This window comes from Oleiphilus sp. HI0066 (genome assembly GCF_001635725.1).
The window spans coordinates 1-2,327 of sequence record NZ_LWFH01001633.1 but is presented as its reverse complement, the minus strand read 5'-3'; the positions used below and the strand labels follow the sequence as shown (position 1 = coordinate 2,327).

Below are 2,327 nucleotides of genomic sequence, written 5' to 3'. Positions count from 1 at the left end.
AATAAAGCGCTTCATAGGTACCATTTCGATCAAGATTGACGTGATCAGAATGGACTTCCGCCAAACGAACCCCTCCCGGCAAGCTATCTCCTAAGCGATAATATTCTGAAGGCTTACTCAACTCTTCAATGATCGCGCCAGAATCCGCAGCATCTTTTCCAGAAAACACACCCTTCAATTTCAAGCGCAAGCGTGTTTTAGGCACATCTTTTGGCCGTTCTTGGATAGCAGCTTCTTTATTTGCCTCACCAAACAAATGATAACGATCAACGCGACGAGCAATCCTGCTATCTGCCAAATTTGATTGCGCAGAAGAAACAAAACTTTTAGGCATTGGTGCTTGTTCTGGCGCGTACACATGCCAAATCAATTGAGAGCTTAAATAAGCTAGGTACAAGGTTAACGCCACGACACTCAACTGTGTCACACGCCTCACTACCCCATCGAGCGACCTCGTTTTCATTATTGCTTACCTAATTGTCGCGATACAGGCTTTTTGACTTTAAACACTACATCTTGTTCCGTTGAATTTGCTGCCCATGGCTCTTGCGCGACATCTAAAACGCGTCGAGTCACCTCCCACAAGGCATCTCCGTTCGCGCTCCATGTACCGCGCATCGTATCGAAGCTCGCTTCCTGATCGCGAATACCTAAGACAATATCTCCACTTTCTTGCGTTTGAATTTGCCCACCGAAAGCCGGCATCACTCTATCTCGGATATCTCTACCTGCAGGATAGGACACTTCGCCACCAGACCAAGTAAACCGACCATCAATGCTCGCTACTCTGCGCTTCTCTAATCTAACGGACAAATCTTTCACATATACTTCACCCGTCGCTTTCACCCTATGGATACGCAAAAACGGATTAAGCTTCTCAGTATCGAGCCTTAATGTTTCGATAGAAAGTGACTGATCTCTCAAGCCAATATCTAATATTGCACTGGCGTCACCTGCTGTGGAACGCACATCGACCTGCAACGGAATACTTCCCCCAAACACATCTAAAACAGAAAGTTTCCAAGAGAAAACACCTTCTAGATGCCTAAATGAAACGTAAGCCTCACCATCCCAAGCAGTGCCTGCAAATGATTTTGGCATGATGCCGAGCGATTTTGTTTTAACAGCAGGCTCAATCACTTTCGTCCAAAGCACGCTCGCGGGCAAACTGCTCAACAAAAAGAACGGTAACGCCACAACAAACAGAAGCAAGACTAAGAAGGTTTTTTTAATCACAAATACTTATTCTTTCGATACTAGAAAATCACACAGCGAAACATTACAGACTATTTGCACCAGTAAAGCTACAACCATACGAACATTTTAGGTGCTAGTTCCTGCATTTGTATGAACAAAGCACCCAGATACAAAAAAGCCCCAGCATTCGCTGAGGCTTTTTTAGCTTAAAGGGGGAGCTTACATCATGCCGCCCATACCGCCCATGCCACCCATGTCAGGCATCGCAGGTGCAGCACCACCTTCTTCTACAACATCTGTAACCATGCATTCAGTTGTAATCATTAGGCCAGCAACAGAACCTGCCGCTTGTAATGCTGTACGCGTTACTTTTGCTGGATCAAGAATACCCATCTCCAACATGTCGCCGTACTCGCCAGTCGCAGCGTTGTAACCGAAACTACCTTCACCCTGTTGAATCTTATCTGAAACAACAGAACCTTCACCGCCAGCATTAGAAACGATTTGACGAAGTGGCGCTTCCATAGCGCGACGCAACAAATCAATACCTACGTTCTGATCGCCATTATCACCTTCAAGGTTTGCAATCGCTTGAAGCGCACGAATCATCGCAACACCGCCACCAGCAACAACACCTTCCTCAACTGCTGCACGCGTTGAGTGAAGCGCATCTTCAACACGCGCTTTCTTCTCTTTCATTTCAACTTCAGAGCCAGCGCCAACCTTAATAACAGCAACGCCACCAGCTAACTTCGCAACGCGCTCTTGAAGCTTCTCACGATCGTAGTCGGATGAACTCTCTTCGATTTGACGGCGGATTTGCTCTACACGACCTTGGATTTCAGCAGCTTGGCCGGCTCCATCGATCACAGTCGTATTTTCTTTGCTGATGTTAACGCTCTTAGCGGTACCAAGATCATCAAGCGTAGCATTTTCTAGTGATAGACCAACTTCTTCAGAAATTACCGTACCACCAGTCAAAATAGCGATATCTTGGAGCATTTCTTTACGACGATCACCAAAACCTGGAGCCTTAACAGCCGCAACTTTAACGATGCCGCGCATATTATTGACAACCAAGGTTGCTAACGCTTCGCCTTCAACATCTTCAGCAATGATAAGAAGTGGCT

Annotated in this window: 3 protein-coding genes; all 3 read right to left on the bottom strand. The window is 46.2% G+C overall.

Annotated elements, in window-relative coordinates; all coding sequences use genetic code 11:
* The coding region (locus A3738_RS25550) for a type II secretion system protein N (protein ID WP_304440130.1) at positions 1–427 on the bottom strand (427 nt) is incomplete at its 3' end.
* 35 nt (positions 428–462) lie between these two features.
* Complete coding sequence (gene gspN / locus A3738_RS25545; protein WP_068475872.1) at positions 463–1,236, bottom strand: type II secretion system protein N; 774 nt, start codon at positions 1,234–1,236, stop codon at positions 463–465.
* A 180-nt stretch (positions 1,237–1,416) separates the two neighbouring features.
* The coding region (gene groEL, locus A3738_RS25540; protein ID WP_156504500.1) for a chaperonin GroEL at positions 1,417–2,327 on the bottom strand (911 nt) is incomplete at its 5' end.